Consider the following 23,064-nt stretch of genomic DNA (forward strand, 5'->3'; position numbering starts at 1 on the left):
TATGGCTCGTTGGATTCGCTGGGAGCATCCGTAGTTCGAATGCTGCAGCGTCGCGAAGGCGCATCGCCATAGGGCGGGCGGTCAAAAGATGAGGCAATGTCTCCGTGGCCGTTCGCTTGCTCCGACTCTATGTCGCCGGAAATTCGGCCAGTTCGCGCCGGGCTCAGCAAAATCTTGAACGCTTGCGCGTCTCGCTCGGTTCCCGCGGATGGGACGTCGAGATCGTCGACGTTCTGGAGAGCCCAGAGCTCGCCGAAAGCGCCAGAATTATCGCCACACCCACGCTCTCCTACGAAGATGCGGCGCGCACCCGGCGCATCGTCGGTGATCTCAGCGACACGGCGCGGGTTCTTGAATTTCTCGGGATCGACGAAAAGGACGAGGTATGACTGCTGAGGAAGTAGAGATCTCTGGCGTCCTGGAGCGAGTCAAGACCGGCGTCGAAGCCTTTGATGAACTTGTCATGGGCGGCTTGCCGCGGGCGCGATCCACGGTGGTCGGCGGGACGCCCGGCAGCGGAAAAACCGTGTTCGCCACCCAATTTCTCGCTCACGGCATTACGCACTTCGACGAGAATGGCGTGCTGGTAACGTTCGAAGAGCCGCCTGCCGACATCGAGACCAATATGAGTGGCTTCGGCTGGAATCTGGCAAAATGGAGAAAGAATGGCCGCCTTGCATTTGTCGATGCGAGTCCGCCGCCGAATGATGAGCTTGTCATCGGAGACTTCGACCTTGCGGGACTGCTGTCGCGAATTCAACATGCCGCCAGAAGCGTCAATGCCCAGCGGGTCGTGCTGGATTCGCTGACGCAGCTGTTCGATCACTTCATCGGTGATCCCAAGATCCTGCGTCGTGAATTGTTTCACATCAGCACTGCGCTCAAGAAGTCGGGGCTTACCGTGTTGATGACGGCGGAGCGGAACAGCGAGTACGGTGAGATCACGCGCCATCGGCTGGAGGAGTTTGTTGCGGACAACGTCGTGATTCTGCGAAACGTTCTCTATCGCGAAAAGCGCCGTCGTACGATCGAGGTTCTGAAGATGCGCGGCAGCCATCATGTCGAGGGTGAGGCGCCGTTTACACTGCTCGGCGGCCGCGGCATGGTGGCGATCCCGCTGTCGTCGCTTCGCTTGGAGCAGCACTCGAGCACTGTACGCGTGACGAGCGGCAATGCCGATATCGACGAGATGTGCGGGGGAGGCTTCTTCCGCGACAGCGTCACGCTTGTCAGCGGAGCAACGGGTACGGGCAAGACGCTCCTTGTGACCAATTTCGTATCTGGCGGCGTTGAGGCTGGTGAGAAGGTCCTGATGTTTGGCTACGAGGAGAGTCGCGGCCAGCTCTTCCGCAACGCCAGCGGCTGGGGAGCTGATTTCGCTCGCATGGAGGCCGAAGGCAGGCTTAAGGTGGTCAGTCTTTACCCTGAGGCGCAGGGGCTGCCTGATCATTTGCTGACCATCCAGGGAATGGTCGATGAATTCCAGCCCAACCGGATTGCGGTGGATAGCCTCTCGGCGCTGGAGCGGATCGCTCCGGAGACCGGCTTCCGCGAGTTCCTGATCAGCTTGACCTCCTTTATCAAGAAGCGAGAGATCGCGGGCCTTTGTACGGCGACGAGCAAGTCGCTGCTCGGAGGCGAGAGTGCGAGCGAGCAGCACATCTCCACGATGACGGATTCCATAATCCTGCTGCGCTATATTCAGGAGCAGGAAATCATGCACCGCGGCTTGATGGTGCTGAAGATGCGCGGCAGCGAGCACGCCAAGGAGATCCGGCGATTTTCCATTGACGGTTCCGGTATGCATCTAGGCGACCCCTTCAAGGAAGCACCGAACGTGTTCAGAGAATGAGATCCGCACGGACGGCAGCTGGAATTTCCATGACGGACAACGAGATCGGCTCAATGGTCGAGCAGCCGGATTTTCAGTTCCTGATCGAAAAGAACGCCGACGGAATTATCGTCGTTGATGAAGCAGGACTCGTGTTGTTCGCCAATCCGGCAGCGGAACGCCTGTTCGGACAGCCGTCTCGCGCGTTGATCGGATCTCCGATCGGGGTGCCGATCGTGGTCGACGAGATGAGCGAGATTGCAATCCACCAGCCCGGAGGCGGATTGGTGGATGCGGAGATCCGGACCGTGGAAACCAGCTGGGACGGCCAACGGGCGCGTCTCGCCAGCGTGCGCGACGTATCCGAGCGCCGCGCCATGGAGGACCGCACGCGACACGCCGCCAAGATGGAGGCGATCGGGCGTCTGACCGCGGGCATCGCGCACGACTTCAACAATCTGCTGGCGGTGGTTCTGGGCAGTCTGGAGAGCGCAAAGCGCCGAATCGAATGGGAAGGCAGCGAACTCGCGTCGTTGCTCGACAACGCTACGCGCGGTGCCCAGCAGGCGGTGCTTCTGACCAGCAAACTGCTCGCTTTCGCGAGGCGTAAACCCCTCGAGTTTCGTCAAGTCGATCTGTCCGACTTGCTCGCCAGCATGTCGGATTTGCTACAGCGAACATTCGACGAGAGGATCGCGGTGCGCGCGGAAATTCCGAGCGAGCTGTGGGCCGTGGAGGTCGATCCGACGGAACTCGAGGCGGCGATCCTCAATCTGGCGGTCAATGCGCGTGATGCAATGCCGGACGGCGGCGAACTCGTGATCACGACTGAGAACATCGATTTCGCACGTGACGACGCCGAGGACGGCGGCGGCAAGGCGGGGCCCCACGTCAGGATCTCGGTCGCCGATACGGGAGAAGGTATGACGGCCGATGTCCTCAACCGGGTATTGGAGCCGTTCTTTACGACAAAGGGCGCTGCGCGAGGGACAGGTCTCGGGTTGAGCCAAGTCTACGGCTTTGCCAAACAGAGCGGGGGTTATCTCAGGCTTCGCAGCGAGGTCAACGTCGGGACCACGGTTGATATCTACCTGCCCAAAGCGGCGACAGGTTCGGATCAGAAGCCGCAGGTCGAGCCGAGTGTAGAGCTCAAGACCATCCCGCGGGCGCGCAGCGGCGAAACCGTCCTCGCAGTTGAAGACGACGAGGATGTCCGCGCCATCACCGTGGGTAACCTGCGCGAGCTCGGCTACACCGTAGTTGAGGCCGCTGACGCAGACGCGGCGCTCCGGTTGCTGCAAGGAGCGACGACATTCGATCTGCTGTTCACCGACCTCGGCCTTCCCGGCCGCATTAACGGCAAGATGCTCGCGGGTCGTGCACGGGCCCTGCATCCTGAATTGAAGATCCTGATCACGACGGCCTACGCCGGCGACGTTTTGATCCGCGAAGGACGGCTCGATCCGGAAATCGAGCTGCTCAGCAAGCCATTCTCCTTCGCCGCACTTGGCAACCGGGTTCGCGGATTGCTCGACGGCGGGCGTCCAGGACCTGGCCGTGTCCTTCTGGTCGAAGATGAATTTCTCCTGAACTTGCTCGTCACGGACATGCTTGCAGAAGCCGGGTTCTCGGTGGATGCGGCTGCGAGTTTCGGGGAGGCCGCGAAAAAGGCGCGCTCAGGGATCGACGATCTCGTGGGTGCTATCGTTGACCTGGGGTTGCCGGACAGGCCCGGAGATGAACTGGTCACGGAATTACGCGCCCTGTATCCCAACCTTCCGGTCGTGCTGGCAACCGGCTACGCGGACGACGATGTCCGAAAACGCTTTTCCGTCGCCAAAGGAGTTCAATTGCTGACGAAGCCGTTCGACCTTGACCGTTTGACGGCTGCCCTCGGAAGAGCCGGCGTGAGGATTTCCCCTCCAATGTGAGTTGATCAGGCTCGAGCTGCTCAGGTGGTAACACGCATTGGCCGGCGCTGGACCGGCGGTCATGAGGGACCATGGCGTGAGCAGAACAACAGCCTCAATCCAGCCGGTTATTCTTAAACGTATATCCGACTTGTAGAAGGCTGCCTTTGTCGTCGCGCACCTCGATGGCCATCCGAATTGCGGCGCCGCCGTTCACCGCGTCCCGTGCAGTATCGCGAACCACATCGGCAAACGACTCTGCAGCTTCGGCCTGCACAGCTGCGAGATCACGCAATTCCATACCCTCTTCGTCAATGGCCAGGGTATCGCCGTCGCGCACGTCGAAATAATATCTTGTCATGCCCGTCATGTTAGTCGTCCCAGATCAATTCGCTGCATTTGCGACAGCGATAAACGAGCACCACGGTTCCTCTGGGAATGTCTGGAAGCGTCAGATAGAAGCGTGGTGTTCCATCGCACCGCGGGCATTGGCTCGGCGGGTGGCCAGGCGGTTTCGGATCTCTCTCAGCCACCGATACCCACTGAACGCGTTGTCGGTGATCGCTCTATTGCTATCAGGGAAAGGTCAACGAAGCCACTAAGCCTCATGCGGTTCCAACCCCTGGCGCGATTTCACCGCGCTCTCAAGCGAAGTGGGCAATGATGACATCGTGCTCCTGTTTTGCCCGACGTGTCAAACGCCAGTGAAGCGCGTGCTCAAACCGCTACGCGCTAAATTCTTCAATGATTTGTACTGTGCATGGGGTTGTTTTCGCGTTTTTTGTTTTGAGGGCTGCCTACTCAGCCGCTTTTTCCCTCAGCCGCTGCGCATAGACATTGATGATCAGCGCCGCCAGCAGGATCAGGCCGCGGATCAGGATCTTCAGGAAGCTGTCGATGTTGACGTGGTCGAGGCCATTGTTGAGCACGCCGAGCACGAACAGGCCGACGATGGTGTTGCCGATGCCGCCGCGGCCACCGAACAGGCTGGTGCCGCCGACGACGACGGCGGCAATGGAGTCGAGCAGGTAGGTGTCGAACTCGTTCTGCTGCGCGCTGCCGAAATGGGCTACTCCCAGCATGCCGCCGATGCCCGAGCAGACCGCCGAGATCACCATGACCGCACCGAGGATGAGCTTGACGTTGAGGCCGGAATATTCGGCGGCCTCGCGGTTGCCGCCGACCATGTAGACGTAGCGGCCGAAGCGCGTGTAGGTCAGCACCAGATGGCCGCCGAGCAGCATGATGGCGGCAACGATCACGATCCAGGGGATGCCGCCGATCGAGCCGGAGCCCAGTGTCGTGATCAGGCTGGGCACCTTGTAGGCGATCTGGCCGCGTACCAGCAGCGCCGAGATACCGGCGGCGATCTGCATCATCGCCAGCGTCATGATGAAGGAGGGGATGCCGATCACCGTCAGTCCCAGCGCGTTGACGAGGCCGAGCAGGGCACAGAGCGCGATGGCAAGCAGGATCGCGGCAGCGCCGGGCAGGGGGATGTTGGCGATGTTGACGTAGGATTCCTGCAGCGTGAAGTAGGCGACCGCGATGCCCGTGACGTTGGCGATGCCGGCGATCGAGAGGTCGATTTCCGCACAGAGGATCACGAAGGTGAGGCCGACGGCGATGATGCCGGTGACCGACACCTGGGTCAGGATGTTGCCGAGATTGTCCAGCGTCGCGAAGGAGGGGCTGGCGAAGGCGAAGAAGGCGGACAGGAAGATCAGGGTGAGGAACGGCGCGATGTTGCGCATCTGCGAGCGCAGGAAGGGCGCAAGGCCCCGCGGCCGCTGCCCCGCCGCCAAAGCCGTCTCACTGCTCGCCATGGTGCTTCTCCGTCACGCCGCTTCCAGCAGGCGGTCCTTGCTGACCGGCTCGTTCTTGAATTCCCGCACCAATGCGCCGCGCTTGAGCACGAGGATGCGGTCGGCCAGCGACAGCACCGTTTCCGGCTCGGTCGACAGCACGATGACCGCGAGCCCCTTGGCGCGGAGATCGCGGACGATGTTGATGACGTCGTTCTTGGCGCCGACATCCATGCCCCGGGTCGGCTCGCACAGCACCAGCAGCTTCGGCGGATAGGTCAGCCATTTTGCCAGCGCGACCTTCTGCTGATTGCCGCCGGAGAGCATGCCGAGATCGAGGCCGACCACCGGCGGCCGGATCTGGAGCTGCTCGACCTGGCGCCTCGCGATATCGCGCTCCTGCGCCGGCTTGAGCAGCAGCGACGAGATGCGGTCGAGAATGCTGATCGAGATGTTCTTGTAGACTGGCTCCTGGTGAAACAGCATGTCGCGCCGGCTCTCCGGCACCAGCGCCACGCCGGCGCGCCGTGCTGCCGCCGTGCTGGCGAAAGTCTTTGGCGTGCCGTCGACGGCGAGCGTGCCGCCGTCCGGCTTCAGCTTGCCGAACAGGATGCGCGACAGTTCCTGCTGGCCGCAGCCCATGAAACCGTAGATGCCGAGCACCTCGCCGGCGCGCGCCTCGAAGGAGATGTCCTTCAGGCTGCGGGCCAGTGACAATTGGTCGACCTTCAGTACCACGGAGCTGTCGCTCGGCCGTGGCAGCATGAGGTCATCGGTGTAGCTGTGCTCGAGCGCTTCGCCGCCGCGGCCGATCATGGCCTCGATCAGCGCGCCCTTGCTGGTCGCAGCCGAGGCAGTCTCGGCGACCTTCCGCCCGTTGCGGAACACGGTCACCGTGTCGGACACAAGCAGGATGTCCTCGATGAAATGCGAGATGAAGACGATTGCAGTGCCTTCCTCGCGCAGCCGCCGCAGCGTCGCGAACAGCCGCTCGACCTCGGGCGGGGAGAGAGCGGAGGTCGGCTCGTCCAGAATGACGATGCGGGCGCCGGAGAACAGCACGCGGGCGATCTCGATCAGCTGCTGCAGCCCGATCGGGAGGTCGCCGAGCCTGGACATCGGATCGACGTCGATGCCGAAGCGGGCGAGCTGCTCGCCGGCCTCGCGCGCCATGCGCCGCCATTGCACGAGGCCGAACCGGTTGGTCGGCTGGTTGCCCAGGAACACGTTCTCGGCGACCGTGAGATCGGGCGCGACGGAGAGCTCCTGATGCACCATGGCGATTCCGGCCGCGTGCGCATCGCGGGCGGAGCGGAAATGCGTCTCCTTCCCGTCGATCAGGAAGCGGCCGGAGAATTCGCTGTGCACGCCGGCGATGATCTTCATCAGCGTGCTTTTTCCGGCGCCGTTCTCGCCGACGAGACCGTGGATCTCGCCGGGTGAGAGCGCGAAATCGACGCCACGAAGCGCTTCGACGCCGCCGAAGCTCTTCGTGATGCCCAGCAGTTCCAGGATGGGCGAACGATCCTCTCGCATGAAGGCTCAGATCAGGAAGTGATCCTGCATCCACTGCATCCCGGCGGCATTGGCCTTAGTCACGACCGGGCCGTCGGTGACGACGTTCTTGGGAATCCCCTGTCCGCTCTTCTCGCCGCCGACCACGGCGGAAACGCCCGCGATGATCGCGCCGCCATGGATGCGGCAGGAGGGATTGCGCACGGTCGCGAACATGCGGCCTTCGCTCACCGCCTGGATCGCCGGTGGCATCGCGTCGACGCCGCCGATCAGGATGTTGGTGCGATTGCGCGCCTTCATGATGTTGGCGGCAGCGAGCGCCATGTCGTCATTGTGGAAGAACGCCGCGTCGATCTGCGGATATTTGGTCAGATAGGTTTCCCAGAGGCGCGCGGTCTTGGAGACGTCCCAGTCGGCAGGCTGGGTGTCGAGCACCTCGATGTTCGGGAACTGCTTGACGACGGTGTTGAAGCCTTTCGCCCGGCCCTGCGCCCCGGTATGGCCGAGCGCGCCTTGCGTCATGATGATCTTGCCTTTGCCGCCCATGGCGTTGCACAGCGCCTGCGTCACCGAGGCGCCCATGAACTCGTTGTCGGGGGCAAGGAAGGAGTGGACGTTGATCTGGTCGAGCGGCGCGATCAGCGTGTCCATGTCGATCACGGGCGTGCCGGCGTCGATCATCTTCTGCACGGGCTGGGTGAGGGTGCCGATGCCGAAAGCCTGGATCGCGACGAAGTCCCACTTTTGCGAGGCCATGTTGTCGATCGCGGCGCGCTGCTTCACCGCGTCGAGCTGGCCGTCGAACCAGGTGACCTCGACATTGAACAGCTTGCCCCAGAATTCCGCCGCCTGCTTGCCCTGGGCGCACCAAGTGGCCTGGAGGCCCGCATTGGAGAAGGCCGCCTTCAGCGGCTTTTCGGATCGTCCGACTTCGGCTGCCAATGCGGGGTTAATGCCCATGCTGCCGAGAAGGGCAGTTGCGGCGCCGGCGGTCGCTGCCGCCTGAAGAAGATCGCGCCTCGTCGTCGAGAAATCTTTCGTCCCGGACATCGCTCGCTCCCATGAAATTCTATCGTCGGCGCGTCATTGATTGCGCGACCGATGTCCGAAAGTCTCTCACAAGAGTTGTTGCCACTCAATCTGCAATCGACCGCGAGATCGCCGCAGCCCGTGTTGGTGCAGCGCAAAGCGTCAGGCCTGAATGGCGGCGAAGGCGTAGATCTCGACGAGCAGCTGGTCCCAGGCCCGCGCGATTTCCGGCGACCATTCGTCGCCGAGCAGATCGCGCAGCGTATCCCTGATGACGGCGAAGAAGGCGATGAACAGCTCGCGCGGCGTGCCGTAGCCGTCGTGCGAGGCGACCTCGCAGGCGATCAGCCTGAAATGCCCACGACGCTCCCCGGCAAAGTCGAGGACCGCCTCGATCGTCAGCGCAAGCATCGATCCCATCACGAGCTCGCTACCCTGCGAGCGGAACATGGTCTGCGTTTCGGGATGACGTTCGAAAAGCCGTTGGTAAACGCGCGGCGTGAGATCCGCGCAGCGCAACGCGGCGAGTTCGAAGCTGTTTTCGATTGGATTAGAGGGAGCGCTCATCGGCATCGAAGCCATGCGGGCAAAAAAAGAGCGGGGCCCTAGCCCCGCTCGAAAATTGTGTCGACCCTATTATCCCCGATTCTAAGATTTGCTCTTGATTGACGGGGCGACGCTGCGTTTTGCGCGCCAGGGGCTCCTCCCGAGACTTGGACCACCAGACTTCGACCTCGCGGTCAGGCCTGAGCAAGAGGGATGCTAGATCAACTTTTCTCACTTGTCATCATTTTCGGCAACGATTGTTCAAAATTAGAGCAGTTGACGAAATGATCGGGCTGTTTTCCGTGTAAGCATATGACAAATATAAGAAATCTGTGGATGGGGTAAGGTTGCCGGACTGCCTCAAATGCCGGACTCTCCCTCGGTGGGGCGGCCCGACCACAGTTTTTCGAGAAATTTGCGCTGGGCCAAGAAGCCTGCGGAACTGACCTCGACTCGGCCGACGGCGAGGTGTTTAGTTCGTGGGCGAACGAATGGTTCGGCGGATGCGCGCACGGCTGCAAAAATTCCTACCCCTGGTCCTGCTCGCTTTGGCGATGCAGGTGCTGGCGCCTATTGCCGCCTGTCTGGCGGCCGGCCAGGCAGTGGCCGATCCGTTGTCTGCCGGCGTTATCTGCCACAGCGCGAGCGAGCAGGGCGGTCTGAACGACCAGACCGGTACGCCGACCGCACATGGCGCTGCGTGTGCGCTGTGTTGCCTGGCGCAGGCGGGCGCATCGCTCGATTCGCCGCCGCACGTTGCGCTCGCTAGTCCCTTCCGCCACGCCGAGCGCGTGGTGTGGCATGCGGCGGATGTATCCGCCGTCGCGATCCATAAGGGTACCAGCGCGCAGGCACGCGCACCGCCACACTTTTCCTGACGACCCTCGTAATTGCCGCGGTCCGTCCGCAGGCGATTGATGCTGTCGAATGGCCGGAGAGAAAGCCCGGCGTCAGGAATGCCCAATGTTACGTTGTCATGCCCGCCATGGCGTGAGCGTCGTCGCGGTTCAGGCCGCGCTGCTTGCGTCGTCGAGCGGAGCCTTTGCCCAGAGCAGCAATACGGTGCTTCCCCCGGTGACCGTCGAGGCGCCGCAGGCCGCTCGTGCCAAACCGGTCACCCGGCCCTCGAAGCCGCGATCCGCTGCCGCGGGCCGCGCCGCGAGGCCCGTTACGCCGAGTGTGGGCGTCAGCGCATCGACCCTAAACCGGGCCGTGACGGCCAGCGCGGCGCGAGCCGGTCTCAATCAGGCGCCAACCGGCCAGACCGAGACGACCATCTATCGCAGTCAGTTCGACAACCGGCCGGCGGTTACCGTGGCCGACGTGCTGCGCGAGAGCCCCGGCATATCGGTGAAGCAGGGCAACGGACCCCGCGATATCGGCATCTCGATCCGCGGCTCCAACGCCCGCAACGGCTTCGGCATCCGCAATCTCGTGATCTTCGACGACGGCTTCCCGGTCACGCAACCGGACGGGCTGTCCCGCAGTGACCTGATCGATCCGCGGGCCTACAGTGCGATCGATGTGATCCGCGGCCCGTCGTCGGCGCTCTACGGCAACTATGCCACCGGCGGCGCGCTCAATTTCCGCACCCGCCCGGGCGGCTCGATCGATGGCGCCGAATATGGCGTCGATGGCGGGAGTTTTGGCTACCTCAACAATTACTTTACCTACGGCAAGAAGGTCGGCAATTTCGAGGGCTCGCTGTTTGCGAGCGACGCCCGCGGCGACGGCTTCATCGGCAATAGCTGGTACAATACCCAAACGGTCAATTTTCTCGGCACGCTGCAGGCCACGCCTGATGATCGCTTTACCGTCAAGTTCATCAACAACAATCTTGATACCCGCCTTCCGATCCGCTCCTCGCTGAACCAGTTCTATCAAAACCCTTTCCAGCAGGGTTGCGCGACCGGGGCTACCGCCGCACCGGGATGCGCGACGGTTCTGCTCAACAATAACGGCTTCAACACAGTCGCGGGGACCGACAGGGAAACGGCGCTGCAAGCGGGGCTTGGTCGCAACGACCGCCGGACCATTGTCGGCGGGCGTTGGGAGCACGATTTCGACAATACGACGACATGGCGAAATCAGTTTGTTTTCGACGACCGCAACATCAGTCAGCCCACGGGTGGCACCAGCGCCATCGGCGACTTTCCGTCGTACAGTTACATGAGCGACATAACCAAGCGCGGTGAAATCTTCGGGATGGATTCGACCACCTATTTCGGTGGCTTTTACAACACTCTGACGGCATCGAGCGACACGAGATTCGTGATGCCGGGTGGTAACGCGACGCTGGGTAGGCTCCAGAGCAATACGTTCAGCGACACCTCGAATTACGGCGTGCGTGCGCGCGAGGAACTCAAGCTGACGCCGCAACTGACCGCTGTTGCCGGGATCGGATGGGAAACCACCATTCTGAAGGGACTAAATACGGCATACACTTACACGGGAGCCGCAGGCATAACGACGACGAATCTCACCGCGACTGACCGGCAATTCCAGAATACGGCTCCCGAACTGGCGCTGGTCTACAAATTGAACCCCGAGTGGCAGTTTCGCGGCCGCGTCGCGACGGGCTACGGAACACCGCAGGTCACCAACCTGTTCATCGTTTCGAACGGCACAGCCGGCAATAACACCCAGCTCCAGACGCAAAAGAATCTCGGCTACGATCTTGGCTTCGATTGGACTCCAAACACCGCGCTCAAACTCAGTGCGACCGGCTTCTACGAGTTTTTCCGTAACGAACTGGTGAGCCAGGCGACACAGGTGGCCGGCGTCAGCTTCATGTTCAACGCGCCACGATCCGAGCATCGCGGTGTCGAGCTTGCCGCTGACTGGAAGTTCCTTCCAGGCTGGCGATTCACGGCGGCGTATACCTATCTCGATCAATTCTACACCGAATACACGGAAAACCTCAGAAGCCCCGGCGTCGGTGGAACGGTCTTCAGCTTCAATCGCGCGGGCAACAAGATTCCCGGGATCTCGCCGAACGAGTTAACCGCGCGACTTGGCTATGACGAGTTTTCGGGGTCCCTTGCCGGCCTCGGCGCGTTCGTCGAAGTGCAGTGGAAGGATTCCTTCTGGATGGACAACGCCAATCTCTTGAAGGCGCCCGGTTACGAACTGGTCAATCTCGACGTACACTACAAGACGGACCTCCAGTCCGACCACTTCAAGTCACTGAACGTCTATTTTGAAGTCAGGAACGTGTTTGACCGGACCTATGTGGCTTCGGCGAACAATATTGCGAATACGGTGCAAGGCACGGGCATCCAGGACGGAGCGATCGCTTTGGCGAATACGACCAATTCGATCTACGCCGGCTCGCCGCGCGCGTTCTTCGCCGGAATGAGGCTGGCGTTCAAATGATCGAGCAACACTGCAGGAGGGGGAAAGCCATGCTGCGAATGAGCCTGCTCACGACGCTCGTCCTCTCGCTTTACCAAGACGCAGCGCATGCGCAAATGAGCCATCATCAGCATGCCTCGGAAGCGGCGTGCGAGGAGCCGACGCTGCGCTGCGCTACCAAGGTGACGCCCGCATTCGGACCGGACGGAACGCTGTGGCTGGCCTGGATGGCGGGCGGGCAGGTCTCGGTTGCGAGCTCGCCGGATGCGGGGCGCAGCTTCTCGGCGCCCACCCAGGTCACGACCAAGCGGCTGAACCTTGATTGGGGGCCGGACGCCCGGCCCAAGATCGTGGTCGACCGCAAGGGCGGCATCGCGCTCGCATTCTCGATCTTCAGGGATGAGGCCTTCAACGGTCAGGTGCTCTACACGCGCTCGGCCGATGGCGGAAAGAGCTTTGCAGAGCTGAAGCCGATCACCGCCAGCAACGAGAGCCAGCGTTTCGAGGCGCTGGCGCTCGATGAGGATGGAACGGTGTTTGCAGCGTGGCTGGACAAGCGCAATCGCGTTTTTGCGATGGAGGCGGGACAGAAGTACGAGGGAGCGGGGCTGTTCTTCACCTCGTCCAGCGACGGCGGCACCACCTACGCAGAAGCAAAGCTGGCGCGCGAAGGCACTTGCGAATGCTGCCGGTTGGGGCTGACATTCGCGGCGCCCGGACGGCCGGCCGTGATCTTCAGGAACATTTTTGACGGCGGTGTGCGCGATCATGCGGTCATGACCTTCACCGACGTCGCGACGCCCGGCGAAATCCATCGCGTCAGCAGCGACGACTGGCAGATCAATGCCTGCCCGCACCATGGACCGAGCCTCACCGTTGCGCCGAACGGGACCTATCACGTCGCCTGGTACACGAACGGCAAGGCGCACAAGGGACTGTTCTACGCCCACTCGCGCGACGAAGGCCGCACCTTCTCCCCGCCCATGCCGCTGGGCGCGCCAGGCCGCAATCCGACGCGTCCTTACGTGCTTGAGGGCGCGGCGGGAACGGTGATGGTCTGGAAGGAGTTCGACGGCGAGAAGACCTCGGTCCAGATGATGATTTCCCGCGACGACGGCGAGAGCTGGTCGCCGCCGAAGACGATATCGAGTACGACCGACTCATCCGATCATCCCTTGCTCGTTTCCAATGGCCGACAGGTCTATTTGTCATGGATGACGAAAGCGGATGGCTATCGGCTCACCGCAATCGAGGACCAGCCATGAGACGTCGATTTGCAGGCATTCTAGGTCTGGGTATCCTGATCGCGTCAGCGGCCGGGCTCGGCGCGGCGCCGGCTCTCAAGCCATTCGAGCGCGGTACCTGGCAAAGCCTGCTGAAGGGCCACGCCGGCCGCCCCACGCTCGTGCATTTCTGGGGCGTGACCTGCGGGCCCTGCAAGGTCGAGCTGCCGCTGCTCGGGCAGTTTGCGAAGGACCATCCCGGGATCGACGTGGTCACGATCAGCGCCGATCTCGTGCCGAACCTGCCCGCGGCAACGCAGTCGATGCTTGACAAGGCGGGGCTGTCGTCGACCGAGAACTTCATCTTCAATGATGGTTTTGTCGAGCGTTTGAGGTTCGAGATCGATCCCGCCTGGCAGGGCGACATTCCCCGGACCATGCTGATCTCTCGCGACGGCACCGTCACGACGATCGAGGGCTCGGCCGAGATGGCCGATCTCGAGAAATGGTCGGGCCAACAGCTCGGCACGCAATGAAATTCAATCTGCAAACGGGAAGACTGATATGAAGACAATGTTGAAAGATGTGATGCTCGCGGCGTTCGCTCTTGCGCTCTGCGCGGCACCGGCGGCGGCCGACGACGTCAAGGCTGGCGATCTCGTCATCTCGCAGGCCTGGAGCCGGGCGACGCCGGGCGGCGCCAAGGTCGCCGGCGGCTATCTCACTATCGAGAACAAGGGAACGACGGCCGACAAGCTGGTCAGCGTTTCCGCCGATATCGCGGGGAAGACCGAGGTCCATGAGATGGCGATGGACAACGGTGTGATGAAGATGCGTCCGCTCGACAAGGGGCTCGTGATCGATGCCGGCAAGACCGTAAAGCTCGCGCCCGGCGGCAATCATCTGATGCTCCAGGAGCTGAAGGGGCCGTTCAAGCAGGGTGACAAGGTGCCGGTGACGCTGGAGTTCGAGAAGGCCGGCAAGGTCGCCGTCTCCCTCGACGTCCAGGGCGTCGGTGCGCAGGCGCCCGGCGACGGCGGGCACATGATGAAGAAAATGCCGGATCATTCGGGAATGAAGATGTGATGAAGCAGATCAAGTCTCCGATGATCTCGCGTCGATCCCTCACAGGCCTTGCGCTCGCGATGGCTGCGTTGCTGTCGGTTGCCGCGACACCGCTTGCGGCGGCGACGGACGACGACAGCTTCTTCACGCATCTGCACACCGAGAAGGCGATGGCCAATGTCACGGTCTCGCCGGGCCGCGCCGGCCCGGTCGAGATCGCCATCCAGCTTGAAACGACGGACGAGACGCCGCTCACGGCGAAGGCTGTGTCGGTGACCCTCGTAGACACGCAGTCTGGCAGGAAGCTCGCACCGGTCGAGGCCTCGCGCGACGGCGAGGACAGCTGGCACGTGAAGGTCGCGCAATTGACGCCCGGACGCTGGATGCTGGGTCTCGGAATTTCGATCTCCGAGGCCGATCATGTCAGCGTGGAATCGCCGATCCTGATTAAATGACGTTGTCGAAGGGGAAAAACATGTCGAAGAAGTCCTGCCTGTTCCTGATCGCCGCGCTGGCCGCGTCACCGGCATGGGCACATATCACGCTCGAGACCAAGCAGGCGACGGTTGGTTCCTACTACAAGGCCGTCTTCGCCGTGCCGCACGGCTGCGCGGGTTCGCCCACGGTGAAGATCAGGGTGCAGATTCCGGAAGGTGTGATCGCGGTGAAGCCGATGCCCAAGGCGGGCTGGAGCGTCGATGTCGTCGAAGGCAAGTACGCCAATGAATACGACTATCACGGCAACAAGCTTGCCTCCGGCGTCAAGGAGGTGGCCTGGTCCGGCGGCAAGCTGCCGGATCACAATTACGACGAGTTCGTCATCAGAAGCTTCTTGACGAGCAGCCTTAAGCCGAACACGACCTTGTATTTCCCCGTCGTCCAGGAATGCGAGACCGGCGTAAGCCGGTGGATCGAAATTCCGGCTGATGGGGCAGGGCATTCGCATGAGGGCAAGTCGCCGGCGCCTGGCGTGAAGCTGCTGCCAAAGCCCTGATGCGCCTGCTCGCCGCGCTTGCGACGCTGCTTCTCGTTGTCGGCTTCGCGACCGGCGCCTCGGCGCATGCGGCGCTCGTCGCGGTCGAGCCGGCGAGCGGCAGCATGCTCGCGAGCGCGCCGCAGGCAGTGGAGCTGCGCTTCAACGAGGCGGTGACGCCGGGCGCAATCCGGCTGATCGACGGCGCAGGCAGGGCGCGAGACGACGCGCACGTCAGCGCATCGGGCGAAACGATCTCGGTCGCGATGCCGCCAGACCTGCCGCAGGGCACTGCGGTCGTGAGCTATCGCGTGATCTCGCAGGACGGCCATCCCGTCGCGGGATCGGTGATCTTCTCGATCGGCATGCCGACGGGGACGCAACCTCCCGCCAATGCGGATCGCGGGTTGAACGGGCTGATCTGGCTTGCGCGTGTCGGACTTTATCTCGGGCTGTTTGTCGGTGTCGGCGGTGTGTTCTTCGCGCGCTGGGTTGCGTGGTCGACGACGGGCATGACCGTTCCACGCGTAGCGCTCGCCATCGGCATTCCGAGCGCCACAGCGTCCGTTGGCGCGTTGGGCCTCGATCTCCTCGGGCTGCCGCCGGCGGCTCTCGCGACGGCCGGCCCGTGGAAGGTCGCGTTCGCGACCAGCGCCGGGCCCGCGTTGCTGGTTGCGATTGCCGCGATGCTGCTCGCGTTGATGGCGCTGCGCAGCGCATGGTATGCGCGCGCTCTTGCGATCAGCGCGCTGGTCGGCGTCGGTCTGTCGCTTGCCATGACCGGGCACGCCGCAACGGCCCCGCCGGAGGCGTTGACCCGGCCGGCGATCTTTCTCCATGGCCTCGGCGTCACCATCTGGATCGGTGCTCTCGCGCCGCTCGTGGCGCTGGTGTCCAAGCCGACGACTGCGACGCTTCCCGTCGTGAACCGCTTCTCCCGCATCGCCGCGCTGGCGGTCGGCGTGCTGGCCTTGACCGGCCTCGCGCTCGCGATCGTTCAGCTCGAAAAGCCGGTCGCGCTGGTCGAGACCCGCTACGGATTCATCCTCTCGATCAAGCTTGCATTGGTCACGGGATTGCTGGCGCTCGCCGCGCTCAATCGGTTCAGGCTGACACCGGCCCTGGCCCGGGACGAGAATGGGACGCCCGCGCTCAAGCGCTCGATCCTGCTGGAAGGCGCGATCGCACTCGCCATCCTTGCCGTCGTCGCCGGCTGGCGCTTCACCCCACCGCCGCGGACGATCATTCCCGAGACGCCGCTGGCGATCCACATCCACAGCGACAAGGCGATGTTCCAGGTGCTGGTGTCTCCTGGGAAACCCGGCGTCGACGATTTCGTGCTCCAGCTCATGACCGGCGAGGCCACGCCGCTGATCGCGAAGGAGGTGACGCTGACCCTGAGCCTGCCGGAGCGCGGCATCGAGCCGATGGAGCGGGGCGCCTCGCTCGGGCCGGACGGCTACTGGCACGTGCGCAAGGTCGAGCTTCCCTTCGCCGGCCGCTGGCATGTGCGGATCGACGCGCTGGTGACCGATTTCGAGAAGGTCACGCTGGAGGACGAGCTCGATGTGGGGCCGCCTTAAGGCGCGCCGGTGCAGTTCATGCTGAACCTGAAGGCAACGGAAAAATGACAGGAATTTCGCCGCCTTAGCGGCTTTTCCTCATTCCCGGTCTTGTGTTTTCGCTCCCAATCCGCTTTCACTGCAGGCGATCACTGATTCTCAGAGTATTGCCATGCGGTTGTCGCGATTCTTTCTGCCCATCCTGAAGGAAAATCCGAAAGAGGCGGAGATCGTCTCGCATCGGCTGATGCTGCGCGCCGGCATGATCCGACAGGAGGCCGCCGGCATCTATGCCTGGCTGCCGCTCGGCTTCCGCGTGCTGAAGAAGATCGAGCAGATCGTGCGCGAGGAGCAGGACCGCTCCGGCGCGCTGGAACTCCTGATGCCGACGCTCCAGCTTGCCGACCTCTGGCGCGAGAGCGGCCGCTACGACGCGTACGGCCCGGAGATGCTTCGCATCGCCGACCGGCACAAGCGCGAGCTGCTGTACGGGCCGACCAACGAGGAAATGATCACCGAGATCTTCCGCGCCTACGTGAAGTCCTACAAGAACCTGCCGCTCAACCTCTATCATATCCAATGGAAATTCCGCGACGAGCAGCGCCCGCGCTTCGGTGTGATGCGCGGCCGCGAGTTCCTGATGAAGGACGCCTATTCCTTCGACCTCAATGAGGCCGCAGCGCGCGTTGCCTACAACAAGATGTTCGTCGCCTATCTGCGGACCTTCGCGCGGATGGGCCTGAAGGCGATCCCCATGCGCGCCGAGACCGGCCCGATCGGCGGCGATCTCAGCCACGAGTTCATCGTGCTCGCCGAGACCGGCGAATCCGGCGTTTTCATCAATCGCGACGTGCTGGACCTGCCGGTGCCGGGCGAGGACGTCGACTATGAGAGCGACCTGACGCCGATCATCAAGCAATGGACCTCGGTCTATGCGGCGACGGAAGACGTGCACGACGCCGCGCGCTTCGAGCAGGAAGTGCCTGCGGACAAGCGGGTGAACACCCGCGGCATCGAGGTCGGCCAGATCTTCTATTTCGGCACGAAATATTCCGAAGCGATGAAGGCGCTGGTTGCGGGCCCCGACGGCGTCGACGTGCCGATCCATGGCGGCTCCTACGGGGTCGGCGTCTCGCGCCTGCTCGGCGCCATCATCGAGGCCTGCCATGACGATGCCGGCATCAAATGGCCGGAGGCGGTGGCCCCGTTCCGCGTCTCAATTCTCAACCTCAAGCAGGGCGATGCCGCGGTCGATGCGGCCTGCGAGAAGCTCTATGCCGAGCTCTCCGCCAAGGGCGTCGACGTGCTCTATGACGACACCGACCAGCGCGCCGGCGCCAAATTCGCCGCCGCCGACCTGATCGGAATCCCCTGGCAGATCATGATCGGTCCGAAGGGGCTCGCCGACGGCAAGGTCGAGATCAAGAAGCGCAGTGACGGCTCCCGCGAGACGATGTCGCCTGCGGACGCGGTCGCCCGCCTGGTCGGTTGAATAGTGTTCATCGCGCGATAGTGGGCCGGTAATCCGGCCACATTTGACCCCGAATCATGGGATTATCGAGCGATGGATGAGACCATGACCGAGACCAAGCAAACCGCGCCTTTTGCGCCATTCGAATGGATGCTGTCGGCGCGCTATCTGCGAGCGCGCCGCAAGGAGGGATTCATCTCGGTCATCGCCGGGTTCTCCTTCCTCGGCATCATGCTGGGCGTGGCGACGCTGATCATCGTGATGGCGGTGATGAACGGCTTCCGCAAGGAACTGCTCGACAAGATCCTCGGCCTCAACGGCCACATCCTGGTGCAGCCGCTGGAATCGCCGCTGACCGACTGGAAGGACGTCGCCGACCGTCTCAGCCAGGTTCAGGGCATCCGGCTCGCAGCGCCCGTGGTCGACGGCCAGGCGCTGGCGTCCTCGCCGTGGAACGCCTCGGGCGTCCTGGTGCGCGGCATCCGCTCCGACGACCTCAACAACCTCACCTCGATCGCGAAGAACATCAAGCAGGGCTCGCTCGAGGGCTTTGACGACGGGCAGGGGGTCGCGATCGGCCGGCGCCTCGCCGACCAGCTGTCGTTGCATGCCGGCGACAGCGTGACGCTGGTGGCGCCGAAGGGCGCGGTCACGCCGATGGGCACGACGCCGCGCATCAAGCCCTACAAGATCGTCGCGGTGTTCGAGATCGGCATGTCCGAATACGATCTCGGGTTCGTGTTCATGCCGCTCGCCGAAGCACAGGCCTATTTCAACCGCAGCAACGACGTCACCTCGATCGAGGTGTTCACGACCAACCCCGACAAGATCGACGCCTTCCGCAAGGCGGTGACGGACGCCGCGGGCCGTCCGGTGTTCCTGGTCGACTGGCGGCAGCGCAACTCGACCTTCTTCAACGCGCTCCAGGTCGAGCGCAACGTGATGTTCCTGATCCTGACCATGATCGTGCTGGTCGCCGCGCTCAACATCGTCTCCGGCCTGATCATGCTGGTGAAGGACAAGGGCAGCGACATCGCGATCCTGCGCACGATGGGCGCCTCGCAAGGCTCGATCATGCGCATCTTCCTGATCACGGGCGCATCGATTGGCGTGGTCGGGACGCTGGTCGGCTTCTTCGTCGGCCTCGTGATCTGCCTCAACATCGAGTCCATCAGGCAATTCCTGTCCTGGCTGACCAGCACCGAGCTGTTCTCGCCGGAGCTCTACTTCCTGTCGAAACTGCCCGCCGAAATCGACGTCGGCGAGACCACGGCGGTCGTCATCATGGCGCTGACGCTGTCGTTCCTTGCGACGCTGTACCCCTCGTGGCGCGCCGCGCGCCTCGATCCCGTCGAAGCGCTGCGGTACGAGTGAGGGGCTGATGGAGAGCCAGCAGGGGGCGGAAGATGTACCGGTCATTTATCTCCACGAGATAAAGCGGCAGTACTTGCAGGGCGAGGTGCCGCTGACGATCCTCGACAACGCCAAGCTCGCGCTGTGGGCCGGGCAATCGGTCGCGCTGGTCGCGCCGTCGGGCTCGGGCAAATCGACGTTGCTGCACATCGCGGGGCTGCTTGAAGCGCCGGATTCCGGCGAGGTCTACGTCAATGGTGCGCCGACCTCGCAGCTACCCGATATCGAGCGTACCCAGCTCCGCCGCACCGATATCGGCTTCGTCTACCAGTCGCACCGGCTGCTGCCGGAGTTCTCGGCGCTCGAGAACGTCATGATGCCGCAGATGATCCGCGGCCTGAAGAAGTCCGAGAGCGTCAAGCGCGCCAAGGAGATTCTAGGCTACCTCGGCCTCGGCGACCGCATCACCCATCGGCCCGCGGAACTGTCGGGCGGCGAGCAGCAGCGCGTCGCCATCGCGCGCGCGGTCGCCAACGCGCCGCGCGTGCTGTTCGCGGACGAGCCGACCGGCAACCTCGATCCGCATACCGCGGATCACGTCTTCCAGGCCCTGATGCAACTGGTCAAGGCGACCAAGGTGTCCATGCTGATCGCGACCCACAACATGGAGCTCGCCGGCCGCATGGACCGGCGCGTGTCGCTGTCGAACGGCCAGGTCGTCGAGCTCGAATAATAAAAACTGCGAAAACAACCCCATGCACAGTAGCCGGCCTTGGCCGGCTACGATCGGGGTGACGCCTTCCAGCCATTTGACATGTCGGTCCTATCGGCTGCGACGGCGCATCGCCGCAGCGGAGGGGCCGTTACGGCCTGATTACCGTCAATTTGAACGGTCCCGTATTGGCCGCGGCGTGATCCACCGCCTCATTGGCATGGTCGAGGTCGAAGGCCGTCGTCTTGTATTCGTCCAGTCGTAACAATCCCGCGCGCACCAGCGCGATCAGGCGGCTCGCCGCATCCGGCGGATACATCCAGACGCCGTGGATGCTGATGCAGTTGCGCATGATCCAGGGGTAGGGCAGCTCGAGCCCCGCGCCGCCCGCCATGCCGACGCCGCCCATCAGCACGACGCGGCCGTAAGCGCGCACCGTCATGATCGCCGCGCGAACGACGGTCGTGCTGACCGAAGGCGGCATGATGTCGAACACGCAGTCGATCGGCCCCGGTGCGGCGCGCTTCATGCTTTCGCAGTCATCGCTCTCGTTACCGGTGAGTTTCACCGGCTTCACCCGATCGCCGAAGCGGCGGACGAGGTCGGCCAAGATCCTGTCGTTGCGACCGGGCGCGACCACGCAGGCCGCGCCCATCGCGAGCGCCACGGAGACGGCCGCGCTGCCGAAATTGCCGGTGGCGCCGCTCACCAGTACGGTCTCGCCGGGCTGAAGCTTGGCGGCGAGGAAGCCGCCATAGGGCACCAGCAGCGTGCCCAGCGCGCACCATTGCGTGGCTTCGTCGGACGTGATCGCGCCGAGGCGTTTGACGTTCTCGGTCGGCACCCGCATCTGCTCGGCGAACGAGCCGTGGCGAAAATGCTTTTGCAGCAGCATGCCGCCGGGACCGGCGGCCGTGAGCCCTTGCAGCGCGATATCGGGCGCAACGATATCGTCGCGCGAACGCACCGTCGGGTCGCAGAACACCCAGTCGCCGATCGCGAGCTTGGTCGCATCAGGCCCGATCGCGCGCACGCGGCCGATGCCGCCCGGGCCCGGGATGATCGGCAGGTCGAGCGCATAGTTGCGCTCGCCGCTAAAGACCTCGTTCATGTAGGACAGGACGCGGGTGGCGACGACATCGACGATGACCTCGCCGGTGCCGAGCGCCGGTTCGGGGGCATTCTCGATCGCGAGCGGGGCTCCGAGGGAATTGAGTACGGCAGCTTTCATGGTGTTCACCTCAAGGTCGGGTCAGGTGACTATGCGCCGCCCTTGAAGGGACAAGAAGGCCTGGTATTATCCTAGTATTCTCAAAGCCCTCCATCGCGGGAGCAAGCCATGGCCGACCCACGCCGCGTCGAATTCGGCGACTTCCTGAGGTCCCGCCGCGAAAAGCTGACGCCGAAAACGGTCGGGCTTCCCGCGGGCAGCCGGCGTCGCACCGTAGGCTTGCGCCGCGAAGAGGTGGCGCAACTCGCCGGCATCGGCGTCGACTGGTACATCCGCCTCGAGCAGGGCCGCACCGTCAGCCCCTCGGTCACCACCGTCGATGCGCTCGCCCGTGCGCTGCGGCTCAGCAAGACCGAGCATGCGCATCTCAAGGCGCTGGCGCGCGACGGCGACAAGCGCGCGTTCACGCGCGAGATCGTGCCGCCGCCGATCCTGCGGCTGATCGCGAGCCTGCCGCATCCCGCCTATATCACCGGCCGGCGCTGGGACGTGCTCGCGTGGAACGAAGCCGCCGAGCAGGTCTTTGCGTTCGGCCGGTTGGCCGAGGAGGATCGCAACACGATGCTCCTGATGATGACCAACAAGCAGACGCGCAAGGCTTACGGCGCGGGCTGGGCCGAGGTCGCCAAGCGCATGGTCGCGATGTTTCGCACGACGCATGACGTCTGGGCCGGCGATCCTGCCTTCGCGGAATTGCTGACGCGGTTGCGGCAGGGCAGCCCGGAATTCGTCAAATGGTGGGAAGCCCACGAGATCCGCAGCACCGCCTCGGGCCTCAAGACGATGTCTCATCCAACTCTGGGCGTGCTGCATTTCGAGCACACGAGTTTTCAGGCCAATGACGATCCCGCGCTGAAGCTCGTGATCTACACGCCGGTGTGAGGGCGTAGAACGCAGTCATCAGATCGGGAAGGCCACCGGCATAGGTCCGGCGGCCTCCGCGCTTATTGTGGTTTGCGGGGCGGCGCCCCGACTAGAGATCGATGCTGACGGCGATGTTACGGCCCTGTAGTTCGGCAATCTTCATTCCATCAGCCTGCAGCTGCGCGAACTCCGGGTCCTTTGACACGGCCTCCTGCACCTTGCCGTAGACTTCCCAATTGGCGTAGCGCGTCGTAACCAGCAACTCTCCTGCCCAGTGACCGGTGTGGAAACGGGAGAGCCGAAGAAATTCGGCACCATGTTTTTCAAAGATCTTCTTCGCCTGCCTGATGATCTGGACCGTTTCCTCGACCTTGTCGGTTTTGAAGCGGGTAAATTGAACGATCGGCATGGGCTACCTCCATAGCTGTGTAAACTGTCCAAGAGGCATGTATCGAGCGACGTTTGAGGAGCGAACCTCCAGTTCAATCTCGATGAAGGTTCGTCTTCGGCGGCCTGATCCAGGTTCAGGCTTCGCAAGTGGAAGTAGCTCTGCCCCTTCTCGGCAGATGGGCTCGCATCGTCGCTGGCGGGGCGAACCGAGATCACGACCTGCCGCTGCG

22 protein-coding genes are annotated in these 23,064 nt (G+C 63.2%); 15 read left to right on the plus strand and 7 right to left on the minus strand.

All coding sequences use genetic code 11. The features are described 5' to 3' along the window. The first annotated feature begins 104 nt into the window (after window positions 1-104). Genes JQ627_RS06845 through JQ627_RS06855 form a run of 3 tightly spaced genes read left to right on the plus strand, consistent with a single transcriptional unit; the run spans window position 105 to window position 3,762 of the window. Window positions 105-389, plus strand: a complete 285-nt coding sequence (locus JQ627_RS06845; RefSeq protein ID WP_212483387.1) for a circadian clock KaiB family protein — start codon at window positions 105-107, stop codon at window positions 387-389. Beyond that, window positions 386-1,852 carry a circadian clock protein KaiC gene (gene kaiC, locus JQ627_RS06850; RefSeq protein WP_212483388.1) on the plus strand — a complete coding sequence of 489 codons (1,467 nt, stop codon included), beginning with the start codon at window positions 386-388 and terminating at the stop codon, window positions 1,850-1,852. The genes JQ627_RS06845 and kaiC overlap by 4 nt, the downstream gene beginning before the upstream one ends. Window positions 1,853-1,881: 29 nt before the next feature. Further along, window positions 1,882-3,762: a response regulator gene (locus JQ627_RS06855; RefSeq protein ID WP_212483389.1), complete on the plus strand. Its 1,881-nt coding sequence runs from the start codon at window positions 1,882-1,884 to the stop codon at window positions 3,760-3,762. Window positions 3,763-3,856: 94 nt separating this feature from the next. On the opposite strand, the gene JQ627_RS06860 is transcribed toward JQ627_RS06855, so the two are convergent. The 5 genes from JQ627_RS06860 to JQ627_RS06880 all read right to left on the minus strand — a co-directional run bounded on the left by JQ627_RS06860 (window position 3,857) and on the right by JQ627_RS06880 (window position 8,657). Further along, entirely contained in the window at window positions 3,857-4,111 is a 255-nt protein-coding gene (locus tag JQ627_RS06860) for a DUF6894 family protein (protein WP_312015738.1), read from the minus strand. Between the two features lie 427 nt (window positions 4,112-4,538). Then, window positions 4,539-5,567, minus strand: coding sequence for an ABC transporter permease (locus JQ627_RS06865; protein WP_212483390.1), 1,029 nt, complete (start codon window positions 5,565-5,567; stop codon window positions 4,539-4,541). A 12-nt stretch (window positions 5,568-5,579) separates the two neighbouring features. Then, window positions 5,580-7,082 carry a sugar ABC transporter ATP-binding protein gene (locus JQ627_RS06870; RefSeq protein ID WP_212483391.1) on the minus strand — a complete coding sequence of 501 codons (1,503 nt, stop codon included), beginning with the start codon at window positions 7,080-7,082 and terminating at the stop codon, window positions 5,580-5,582. Between the two features lie 6 nt (window positions 7,083-7,088). Beyond that, window positions 7,089-8,111: a sugar ABC transporter substrate-binding protein gene (locus tag JQ627_RS06875; protein ID WP_028155964.1), complete on the minus strand. Its 1,023-nt coding sequence runs from the start codon at window positions 8,109-8,111 to the stop codon at window positions 7,089-7,091. A gap of 141 nt (window positions 8,112-8,252) precedes the next feature. Next, the gene (locus tag JQ627_RS06880) at window positions 8,253-8,657 is read right to left on the minus strand and encodes a globin (RefSeq protein WP_212483392.1); all 405 of its coding nucleotides are present in this window, start codon (window positions 8,655-8,657) and stop codon (window positions 8,253-8,255) included. 482 nt (window positions 8,658-9,139) lie between these two features. On the opposite strand from JQ627_RS06880, the gene JQ627_RS06885 reads away from it, so the two are divergent. The 11 genes from JQ627_RS06885 (at window position 9,140) to JQ627_RS06935 (ending at window position 20,370) form a co-directional block, all read left to right on the plus strand. Next, entirely contained in the window at window positions 9,140-9,514 is a 375-nt protein-coding gene (locus JQ627_RS06885; protein WP_212483393.1) for a DUF2946 domain-containing protein, read from the plus strand. An 85-nt stretch (window positions 9,515-9,599) separates the two neighbouring features. Further along, window positions 9,600-12,011, plus strand: a complete 2,412-nt coding sequence (locus JQ627_RS06890; protein WP_212484069.1) for a TonB-dependent receptor — start codon at window positions 9,600-9,602, stop codon at window positions 12,009-12,011. 29 nt (window positions 12,012-12,040) lie between these two features. Further along, window positions 12,041-13,255 (plus strand): sialidase family protein, encoded by a 1,215-nt coding sequence (locus tag JQ627_RS06895; RefSeq protein ID WP_212483394.1) that lies wholly within the window; start codon window positions 12,041-12,043, stop codon window positions 13,253-13,255. Further along, window positions 13,252-13,749 carry a TlpA disulfide reductase family protein gene (locus tag JQ627_RS06900; protein WP_212483395.1) on the plus strand — a complete coding sequence of 166 codons (498 nt, stop codon included), beginning with the start codon at window positions 13,252-13,254 and terminating at the stop codon, window positions 13,747-13,749. Before JQ627_RS06895 ends, JQ627_RS06900 begins: the two co-directional genes overlap by 4 nt. Window positions 13,750-13,777: 28 nt before the next feature. Next, complete coding sequence (locus JQ627_RS06905; protein ID WP_212483396.1) at window positions 13,778-14,299, plus strand: copper chaperone PCu(A)C; 522 nt, start codon at window positions 13,778-13,780, stop codon at window positions 14,297-14,299. Continuing rightward, window positions 14,299-14,733 carry a hypothetical protein gene (locus JQ627_RS06910; RefSeq protein ID WP_212483397.1) on the plus strand — a complete coding sequence of 145 codons (435 nt, stop codon included), beginning with the start codon at window positions 14,299-14,301 and terminating at the stop codon, window positions 14,731-14,733. The genes JQ627_RS06905 and JQ627_RS06910 overlap by 1 nt, the downstream gene beginning before the upstream one ends. Window positions 14,734-14,753: 20 nt before the next feature. After that, window positions 14,754-15,272: a YcnI family protein gene (locus JQ627_RS06915; protein ID WP_212483398.1), complete on the plus strand. Its 519-nt coding sequence runs from the start codon at window positions 14,754-14,756 to the stop codon at window positions 15,270-15,272. After that, window positions 15,272-16,834, plus strand: coding sequence for a CopD family protein (locus JQ627_RS06920; RefSeq protein WP_212483399.1), 1,563 nt, complete (start codon window positions 15,272-15,274; stop codon window positions 16,832-16,834). The genes JQ627_RS06915 and JQ627_RS06920 overlap by 1 nt, the downstream gene beginning before the upstream one ends. A gap of 151 nt (window positions 16,835-16,985) precedes the next feature. After that, window positions 16,986-18,305: a proline--tRNA ligase gene (proS, locus tag JQ627_RS06925; RefSeq protein WP_212483400.1), complete on the plus strand. Its 1,320-nt coding sequence runs from the start codon at window positions 16,986-16,988 to the stop codon at window positions 18,303-18,305. Window positions 18,306-18,377: 72 nt separating this feature from the next. Beyond that, window positions 18,378-19,658, plus strand: a complete 1,281-nt coding sequence (locus JQ627_RS06930) for a lipoprotein-releasing ABC transporter permease subunit (protein ID WP_212483401.1) — start codon at window positions 18,378-18,380, stop codon at window positions 19,656-19,658. Window positions 19,659-19,665: 7 nt separating this feature from the next. Continuing rightward, window positions 19,666-20,370 carry an ABC transporter ATP-binding protein gene (locus JQ627_RS06935; RefSeq protein WP_028153958.1) on the plus strand — a complete coding sequence of 235 codons (705 nt, stop codon included), beginning with the start codon at window positions 19,666-19,668 and terminating at the stop codon, window positions 20,368-20,370. 130 nt (window positions 20,371-20,500) lie between these two features. Here JQ627_RS06935 and JQ627_RS06940 read toward each other — a convergent pair whose 3' ends face one another. Continuing rightward, window positions 20,501-21,580 (minus strand): zinc-binding alcohol dehydrogenase family protein, encoded by a 1,080-nt coding sequence (locus tag JQ627_RS06940; protein ID WP_212483402.1) that lies wholly within the window; start codon window positions 21,578-21,580, stop codon window positions 20,501-20,503. A gap of 108 nt (window positions 21,581-21,688) precedes the next feature. Here JQ627_RS06940 and JQ627_RS06945 point away from each other — a divergent pair, with 108 nt between their 5' ends. Further along, a complete protein-coding gene (locus tag JQ627_RS06945; RefSeq protein WP_212483403.1) occupies window positions 21,689-22,462 on the plus strand; it encodes a helix-turn-helix transcriptional regulator in 774 nt (257 codons plus the stop codon). A gap of 91 nt (window positions 22,463-22,553) precedes the next feature. Here the strand turns inward: JQ627_RS06945 and JQ627_RS06950 are convergent, their stop codons facing one another. Next, window positions 22,554-22,853 carry a hypothetical protein gene (locus tag JQ627_RS06950; protein WP_014494913.1) on the minus strand — a complete coding sequence of 100 codons (300 nt, stop codon included), beginning with the start codon at window positions 22,851-22,853 and terminating at the stop codon, window positions 22,554-22,556. Window positions 22,854-23,064 lie beyond the last annotated feature (211 nt).

The organism is Bradyrhizobium liaoningense, assembly GCF_018130785.1.
GTDB lineage: Bacteria > Pseudomonadota > Alphaproteobacteria > Rhizobiales > Xanthobacteraceae > Bradyrhizobium > Bradyrhizobium liaoningense_A.

Excerpts from the sequence above, each read along its gene's own strand:
- kaiC (WP_212483388.1), top strand. The coding sequence starts at position 386 with ATGACTGCTGAGGAAGTAGAGATCTCTGGCGTCCTGGAGCGAGTCAAG.
- JQ627_RS06855 (WP_212483389.1), top strand. The coding sequence starts at position 1,882 with ATGACGGACAACGAGATCGGCTCAATGGTCGAGCAGCCGGATTTTCAG.
- JQ627_RS06860 (WP_312015738.1), bottom strand. The coding sequence starts at position 4,111 with ATGACGGGCATGACAAGATATTATTTCGACGTGCGCGACGGCGATACC.
- JQ627_RS06865 (WP_212483390.1), bottom strand. The coding sequence starts at position 5,567 with ATGGCGAGCAGTGAGACGGCTTTGGCGGCGGGGCAGCGGCCGCGGGGC.
- JQ627_RS06870 (WP_212483391.1), bottom strand. The coding sequence starts at position 7,082 with ATGCGAGAGGATCGTTCGCCCATCCTGGAACTGCTGGGCATCACGAAG.
- JQ627_RS06875 (WP_028155964.1), bottom strand. The coding sequence starts at position 8,111 with ATGTCCGGGACGAAAGATTTCTCGACGACGAGGCGCGATCTTCTTCAG.
- JQ627_RS06880 (WP_212483392.1), bottom strand. The coding sequence starts at position 8,657 with ATGAGCGCTCCCTCTAATCCAATCGAAAACAGCTTCGAACTCGCCGCG.
- JQ627_RS06885 (WP_212483393.1), top strand. The coding sequence starts at position 9,140 with ATGCGCGCACGGCTGCAAAAATTCCTACCCCTGGTCCTGCTCGCTTTG.
- JQ627_RS06890 (WP_212484069.1), top strand. The coding sequence starts at position 9,600 with ATGTTACGTTGTCATGCCCGCCATGGCGTGAGCGTCGTCGCGGTTCAG.
- JQ627_RS06895 (WP_212483394.1), top strand. The coding sequence starts at position 12,041 with ATGCTGCGAATGAGCCTGCTCACGACGCTCGTCCTCTCGCTTTACCAA.
- JQ627_RS06900 (WP_212483395.1), top strand. The coding sequence starts at position 13,252 with ATGAGACGTCGATTTGCAGGCATTCTAGGTCTGGGTATCCTGATCGCG.
- JQ627_RS06905 (WP_212483396.1), top strand. The coding sequence starts at position 13,778 with ATGAAGACAATGTTGAAAGATGTGATGCTCGCGGCGTTCGCTCTTGCG.
- JQ627_RS06910 (WP_212483397.1), top strand. The coding sequence starts at position 14,299 with ATGAAGCAGATCAAGTCTCCGATGATCTCGCGTCGATCCCTCACAGGC.
- JQ627_RS06915 (WP_212483398.1), top strand. The coding sequence starts at position 14,754 with ATGTCGAAGAAGTCCTGCCTGTTCCTGATCGCCGCGCTGGCCGCGTCA.
- JQ627_RS06920 (WP_212483399.1), top strand. The coding sequence starts at position 15,272 with ATGCGCCTGCTCGCCGCGCTTGCGACGCTGCTTCTCGTTGTCGGCTTC.
- proS (WP_212483400.1), top strand. The coding sequence starts at position 16,986 with ATGCGGTTGTCGCGATTCTTTCTGCCCATCCTGAAGGAAAATCCGAAA.
- JQ627_RS06930 (WP_212483401.1), top strand. The coding sequence starts at position 18,378 with ATGGATGAGACCATGACCGAGACCAAGCAAACCGCGCCTTTTGCGCCA.
- JQ627_RS06935 (WP_028153958.1), top strand. The coding sequence starts at position 19,666 with ATGGAGAGCCAGCAGGGGGCGGAAGATGTACCGGTCATTTATCTCCAC.
- JQ627_RS06940 (WP_212483402.1), bottom strand. The coding sequence starts at position 21,580 with ATGAAAGCTGCCGTACTCAATTCCCTCGGAGCCCCGCTCGCGATCGAG.
- JQ627_RS06945 (WP_212483403.1), top strand. The coding sequence starts at position 21,689 with ATGGCCGACCCACGCCGCGTCGAATTCGGCGACTTCCTGAGGTCCCGC.
- JQ627_RS06950 (WP_014494913.1), bottom strand. The coding sequence starts at position 22,853 with ATGCCGATCGTTCAATTTACCCGCTTCAAAACCGACAAGGTCGAGGAA.